This window comes from Mesorhizobium sp. WSM4306 (assembly GCF_007003975.1).
In the GTDB taxonomy this organism is placed as follows: Bacteria; Pseudomonadota; Alphaproteobacteria; order Rhizobiales; family Rhizobiaceae; genus Mesorhizobium.
The window spans coordinates 41486-47710 of sequence record NZ_VFTC01000038.1 but is presented as its reverse complement, the minus strand read 5'-3'; the positions used below and the strand labels follow the sequence as shown (position 1 = coordinate 47710).

6 protein-coding genes and 2 tRNA genes are annotated in these 6225 nt (G+C 62.5%); 6 read left to right on the top strand and 2 right to left on the bottom strand.

The features are described from left to right. Positions 1–212: 212 nt before the first annotated feature. Positions 213–289, bottom strand: a tRNA-Pro gene (locus FJV77_RS29365). 51 nt (positions 290–340) lie between these two features. Beyond that, positions 341–1525: an NAD(P)/FAD-dependent oxidoreductase gene (locus tag FJV77_RS29360; protein ID WP_142869877.1), complete on the bottom strand. Its 1185-nt coding sequence runs from the start codon at positions 1523–1525 to the stop codon at positions 341–343. Positions 1526–1698: 173 nt separating this feature from the next. Here FJV77_RS29360 and FJV77_RS29355 point away from each other — a divergent pair, with 173 nt between their 5' ends. From FJV77_RS29355 to FJV77_RS29330, 6 genes are all read left to right on the top strand, one after another. Further along, positions 1699–2004, top strand: coding sequence for an ETC complex I subunit (locus FJV77_RS29355; protein ID WP_023670294.1), 306 nt, complete (start codon positions 1699–1701; stop codon positions 2002–2004). Positions 2005–2076: 72 nt separating this feature from the next. Then, positions 2077–2153: transfer RNA gene (locus FJV77_RS29350), tRNA-Arg, on the top strand. A 360-nt stretch (positions 2154–2513) separates the two neighbouring features. Next, positions 2514–2873 (top strand): metalloregulator ArsR/SmtB family transcription factor, encoded by a 360-nt coding sequence (locus FJV77_RS29345; protein WP_142869876.1) that lies wholly within the window; start codon positions 2514–2516, stop codon positions 2871–2873. A gap of 280 nt (positions 2874–3153) precedes the next feature. After that, entirely contained in the window at positions 3154–4593 is a 1440-nt protein-coding gene (locus FJV77_RS29340; protein ID WP_142869870.1) for an FAD-binding oxidoreductase, read from the top strand. Between the two features lie 393 nt (positions 4594–4986). Further along, on the top strand, positions 4987–5322 hold the full coding sequence (locus FJV77_RS29335; protein WP_142869869.1) for a hypothetical protein: 336 nt from the start codon (positions 4987–4989) through the stop codon (positions 5320–5322). Then, positions 5322–6212, top strand: coding sequence for an alpha/beta hydrolase (locus FJV77_RS29330; RefSeq protein WP_142869868.1), 891 nt, complete (start codon positions 5322–5324; stop codon positions 6210–6212). The genes FJV77_RS29335 and FJV77_RS29330 overlap by 1 nt, the downstream gene beginning before the upstream one ends. The last annotated feature ends 13 nt before the right edge of the window (positions 6213–6225 follow it).

The window sequence follows — 6225 nt, the reverse complement described above, 5'->3', positions numbered from 1 at the left end:
TGTTCGAGCCAGCCGAATGCAGAAACTTCTTCAAGGCTGCCGGATATGAGGCCAATTAATAGCGACACGCTTTAGGCTGATACTGCTCCGGCCGACAGCCGACAGATTCGGCTGCAGCATGTCTGCAACGTTCGCAGGCCTGCTGGGTGCGAACGCGCACCGCCATGCGCCGGCAGCCTTAGCCACAGACAAACTTTGTAAGGGGAGAGAAATGGTCGGAGTGGAGAGATTCGAACTCCCGACCCTCTGGTCCCAAACCAGATGCGCTACCAGGCTGCGCTACACTCCGAGGCCCTGCGGCGTATAAGGTTCCGGGCCCTGCCGCGCAACCCCTAAAACGTCAAACCGGACTCGGCGGTTTGCGCTCCCGCGCAATTCTGGCAGCGATCGCCTTGGCCTGGATGCGGGCGTTGGCGAAGCAGCCGCGGATGCTCGGCCGCATGCCGGTGAACCACAGGCCCGGCAGTTTCGGGTCGCTGTCGGCGCCGTTGAACAGCGGCACGTCCTTTTCGTCGAGTACGCCGAGCTTGCCCAACATGGCCTCGAGCCCGGTGCGGTAGCCGGTCGCCGCGATAACGATATCGGGCCGGATCGTCACGCCATTGTCGAAAATGACCGTGTCGCGGGTGAATTCCCGCACCGTCGGCACGACGATGATCCTGCCGTCCTTGATGGCGTCGACGGCGCCGTCATCCGCGGCGATGGCGGTATAATCCGACGCCAGCCGGCTTGCCCCGCCCGAGGGCGTCGGCGGCAGGCCGAAGGCGGCGAGGTCACCGAACACCAACCGCTGCGTTGCTGCCATCACCGCATCGGCAAGCTTGAACGGCAGCCGCGCCAGAATCGGCGAAAAGCGGTGGACGGCGATCTGGCCGATGCGCTTGGGCAACAGCGCCGGACCATGGCGCGCTGACAGCCAGATCTGCCCCGTATTCACCCGCGCCAGATGGTTGAGCGAGTCGAAGCCGGAATTGCCGGCGCCGACGACCAATATCTTTCGGCCGGCATAGTCATTGGCCTCGCCGAACTCTGCCGAATGGATGATGCGCCCGGCAAAGGCCTTCATGCCTTTCCAGGCCGGAATGAAGGGCTGCCGGTCGCGCCCTGTGGCGATGATGACATAGCGCGCCAGTCGCGGACCGGCGCCGGTCCGCACAAGCCAGTGGTCACCGTTGAAGACAATCTCGTCGACTGAGACGCCAAATTCGACCGGCAGCCGGTGTACGGCGCGGAATTCGTTGAGATGGCGGATGACGGCGCTTCGGTGCGGAAAGGCAGGGGTGCCGGCGGGAAAGGAGACGCCCGGAAGGGCCGAGAGATCGCGATGCGTGTTGAGATGAAGCTGTGGGTGGCGTCGGTGCCATGGCTCGGCCAGCCGGGCTTCCTTTTCCAACACCATCACTTGTATGCCGGCCTTGAGCAGCGCATGGGCTGCGGTCAGCCCGGCCCCGCCAGCGCCGATGACGATCGCGCCGTTGAAAATCGCTGGCTGGCCGGTCTCGGCGTGCAAAATCCCTGCGTCCATGCCTCTATATGTTGCTATCATGACCATGACTTTTGATGCCACGCCAGTGTATCGGGCCTATGCCGCTTCCGAAGCGGCGCGGTTGCAAGCCGCTTCGGCCTTGCCGTCGGCAGTGTTGCACAGTATTGACTGAAATAAGGCGGCGCTTCCGCCAACGCAGCCACGAGGTGCCCATGTCCGCGCGTATTTTCAGCCCAGCCAAAACCGCGATGCAGTCCGGCAAGGCCAAGACCGGCCATTGGGTGCTGGAATTCGATCCCGCCCAGCGTAAGAAGATCGACCCGCTGATGGGCTACACCACATCGGGCGACATGCTGAGCCAGATCCGGCTCACCTTCGACACCAGGGAAGAGGCGGTGGCTTATGCCGAAAAGCAGGGACTGGCCTTCCGCGTCGAGGAGCCGAAGGAGACCAAGCGCCGGCAGATTTCCTATGCGGAAAATTTCCGCTATGACCGCAGGATACCCTGGACGCATTGACCGGCATCGCCGGGCAGCGTCCGGCACATAGATATCAGCCGGCCAGGATATCAGATGGCTTGTCCGGCCAGCGGTCCCGTAGCTCAGCTGGATAGAGCACCGGCCTTCTAAGCCGATGGTCACAGGTTCGAATCCTGTCGGGATCGCCAATAATTCAACGGTTTAGTTCAGGCGCCGCTCCAAAGTTCCAACATCTCACCCTGTTTCCGCGGGGTGCGAAGTGGACGTCAGCGCCGTCCCTGCGTGCTGCCTGAAAGCAGGTCGCCGGCAGATATCGTTATGGTCTTGTAGAAAGAACGCAGCACTGATAGTCTTTGGTCTGACATTGGCTAGGACTTTGGTCTGATATTCTGATTGGTGTCTTGGCTTATTGAACTTGGCGCTGGTTTTCGCCGCATAGGTCGCCTCGATTGAGTGGGCGAGATGCGACGAAATCATCGCAACGGTATATCCAAAGGTCGCGTTTGGCACGGCGCCGGATGAGCGCGAAAGTGAAAGATCTGGAATCGATGATTTCGAGAACACTTGCCGCCAATGCAGAAACTGTCGCCGCCTTTCTCAACTTGATGGGAAATGAGAAGCGGCTTTTGATCATGAACCACCTGGTCGGCGGCGAACTTTCGGTCGGTGTTCTTGCCGAGAAAGTTCTGCTCAGCCAGTCGGCCCTGTCGCAGCATCTTGCCAAGCTCCGCGCCTTCGGCGTTGTCGACACCCGTCGCCACGGCCAGATGGTCTACTATTTCTGCTCGTCCGGCGCGGCGCGCGAACTGCTTTCCATGCTGGATGGCTTCCTGGCGACCGAAAGACCGCTCACGGGGCCGGGGCCGCGTTACGTCGCCGAAAGGCTGCGCCGGGCGCGAGCAGCCTGAGGGCAGGCATCGGTCTGGATTGGTTGACCCTTAGGCCAGGCTTAATTGTCGCTAACGCGCGAAGTCGATGGCGGCGCCATCCCGGCGCTGATCGCTAGTATTTTCGAAGATATTGCGCCCTCCAGCGTTGGGTCGTCCATGCTGGCCCGAGCGCACGTCGTTGGGCGTCAACATGGGCGCAGCGCCGGTCTGTGCCAAACTTGCGCGATTTCTAATATAAGAGCACAGTTCGAAGCGTTGGGAGGAGAACGGCTCACAAACAAAAAATCGGGAGGAAACCATGAACAGCATGAGCCTCACCACGCTTGAACGTGGCAAGACGACCGTCGACGCTGCGGTCCTTGAAGCGCTTTCGGCACACTTGCGCGGCACACTGCTTCAGGCGGGCGACGCCGCCTACGACGAAGCGCGCACCGTCTGGAATGCCACGGTCGACCGGCGCCCCGGTGTCATTGTGTGTTGCGTCGGCGCCTCCGACGTGATCAGTGCCGTGAATTTCGCCCGGGAAAACAGGCTTCTCGTCTCCGTGCGTGGCGGCGGCCACAACATTGCTGGCAGTGCCGTCTGCGATGGCGGCCTGATGATCGATCTATCGGCGATGAAGTCGGTGCGGGTCGATGTCGCGGCGCGGCGGGCATGGGTCGGGCCCGGTGCCACGCTCGTCGATATCGACCGGGAAACACAGGCCTTTGGCCTGGTGGTGCCGACGGGTATCAACTCGACCACCGGCATATCAGGCTTGACGCTGGGCGGCGGCTTCGGCTGGATTACCCGCAAATTCGGCCTGACCATCGACAATCTTGTTTCAGCCGATGTGGTCACCGCCGATGGCAAGTTGCTGCGCGTCAGCCAGAAGGACAATCCGGACCTGTTCTGGGCGGTGCGTGGCGGCGGCGGCAATTTCGGCGTCGTCACGGCGTTCGAGTTCCAACTCCACCAGATGGGTCCGCAGGTTCTGTCGGGGCTCGTCGTCCATCCCTTCGCCGATGCCGAAAAGGTGCTGCGGGACTATCGCAAGGCGCTCGAAACCGCGCCCGACGAACTGACCTGCTGGGTGGTCATGCGGCAGGCACCGCCGCTACCGTTCCTGCCGACCGAATGGCATGGCAAGGAGGTGCTGATTTTGGCCATGTGCTATTGCGGCGACATCCAGGCGGGCGAAAAGGCGACGCAGAAGCTTCGCGCCATCGGCACACCGATTGCCGATGTCGTCGGCCCCAGCCCGTTCACCGGGTGGCAGCAGGCCTTCGACCCGCTGCTGGCGGCCGGCGCCCGCAACTATTGGAAAAGCCATGACCTGACCGGGCTTTCGGACGGCGCGATTGGTGCCGCCACTGCGGCGATTGCCAGGCTTCCAGGCCCAGAATGTGAAATTTTCTTCGCTCATGTCGGCGGCGTGGCGGGCCGTGTGGCGGCAGATGAAACGGCGTTTCCGCAGCGCAACTCGCATTTCGTCATGAATGTCCACGCCCGCTGGCGCGAACCGGCAATGGACAAGGCCTGCATCGATTGGGCTCGTGGTATCTACGAGGCGACCAAGCCCTATGCCGCCGGCACGGCTTACGTGAACTTCATGCCGGAGGACGAGTCCGACCGGGTCGAAGCGGCCTATGGCGGCAACTATCGCCGGCTTCTGGAAATCAAGCAGCGCTACGACCCGCTGAACCTGTTCCGCATGAACCAGAATCTGCGGCCGAAAGAAAGCCAGCGCGCTGCTTGAGGCGGCAGCGCGTGATCCGGAACCGGAGATCCGTGCGTGCGAATATCGGAATCGATTTTGCTGCATCGACCTTCGGTGCGGAGCGGGTTGAGGCCTGGTTGTCGCCTATGGCGCCGGCCTGGCCGGCCTGCCTCAAGGCCCGGGTCTCAATACCCCTGAAGCGCAAAGTCGACCTCAGTGTCATCGACGCCGCACGCTGCCTAAAGCGCTGCGATAAATTGTCGACCTGTTCAGCCACAGGCCAACGGTACCGCAGCAGACTAGAGCACCGGCCTTCCGAGCCGATGGTCACAGGTTCGAGTCCTGTCGGGATCACCTATTTTCCTGCTGCCCTTTTGTCAGGAGCTTCAGCTGACCGCTGGAACGCGGCTCGCGCTTAGCTGTTTATGGGAGATGACACCGAAAAATCCGACCATCGCCCGTATCTGGCGCGGCAGGACTTTGCCGGACAAGGCAGACGCCTACGAGCGCTACAACTACGAGGTGGGTATCAAGCCGCTGATCGAGAAAGCGCTCGGCGTGCAGACCTTTCGCGAGGACACGCCGACCCATTCGGAATTCGTCACCATCTCCTATTGGGGAAGCGTCGAGGCGATGGCGGCCTTTACCGGCGGCGATCCGAATTCCATCCACCATCTCGACCGCGACAAGGAGTTCCTGATCGAATTGCCGAAGGGCGTCCAGGTGCTCCGCATCCGCTCCAGTCACGGCATGGTCGGCGGCGACTGATGTTTTCGGGCTTTGGGGCCAGAACCGTTCAAGTGGAGGAGACAGCGATCTTCGTCAGGGTCGCTGGCTTGGGGCCGCCTTTGCTGCTTCTGCACGGCTTTCCCGAAACGCATGTGATGTGGCGCGACATTGCCGTGGCTTTGGCGCGGCACTTCAGCGTGGTCGTCGCCGATCTCAGGGGCTATAGCCAAAGCGGTTGTCCGGGTTCCGATGCTGATCACACTTCCTACTCCAAGCGCGCGATGGCGCACGACATGGTGCAGGTCATGAACGCGTTCGGCTTCGACCGCTTCATGGTTGCCGGCCATGACCGCGGCGGCCGCGTTGCTTACCGGATGGCGCTCGACCATCCCGGGGCCGTGTCGAAACTCGCGGTCCTCGACATCATCCCGACGGCCGTCGCGTGGGATCGCGCCGATGCCAGGCTGGCGCTCGGTTTCTGGCCATGGAGCCTGCTTGCCCAGCCCGAGCCGCTGCCGGAGCGTCTGCTGGCCGCAGCCCCGGATGCTGTCGTCGACAATGCGATCGCCGGCTGGGGCTCGGCTCCCGATGCTTTCTCCGCCGAAGTGAGAGAGGCTTACATCGAGGCGTTGCGCGATCCCGCCCATGTGCACGCCATTTGCGAGGAATACCGCGCCGCCGCCGGCATAGACCGCGAGCACGACGCGCAGGACCAGGCTGACGGCCGTCGCATCAAATGCCCGCTGCTTGCGTTGTGGAGCGGCGAGGGCGGTTTGGAAAACTGGTATGCGGACGAGGGCGGCCCGCTGGCGATCTGGCGGCAATGGGCCGACAGCGTCGAGGGCGGCCCGGTCAAGGGCGGGCATTTCTTCCCGGAGGAGCATCCTGGCGAGACGGCGGCCGCGCTCTCGAAATTCTTTGCGGCGTGAACTCTGGCTGACA

Coding starts and splice junctions, on each gene's coding strand:
- FJV77_RS29360 (WP_142869877.1), bottom strand. CDS start 1,525: ATGGACGCAGGGATTTTGCACGCCGAGACCGGCCAGCCAGCGATTTTC.
- FJV77_RS29355 (WP_023670294.1), top strand. CDS start 1,699: ATGTCCGCGCGTATTTTCAGCCCAGCCAAAACCGCGATGCAGTCCGGC.
- FJV77_RS29345 (WP_142869876.1), top strand. CDS start 2,514: ATGATTTCGAGAACACTTGCCGCCAATGCAGAAACTGTCGCCGCCTTT.
- FJV77_RS29340 (WP_142869870.1), top strand. CDS start 3,154: ATGAACAGCATGAGCCTCACCACGCTTGAACGTGGCAAGACGACCGTC.
- FJV77_RS29335 (WP_142869869.1), top strand. CDS start 4,987: ATGACACCGAAAAATCCGACCATCGCCCGTATCTGGCGCGGCAGGACT.
- FJV77_RS29330 (WP_142869868.1), top strand. CDS start 5,322: ATGTTTTCGGGCTTTGGGGCCAGAACCGTTCAAGTGGAGGAGACAGCG.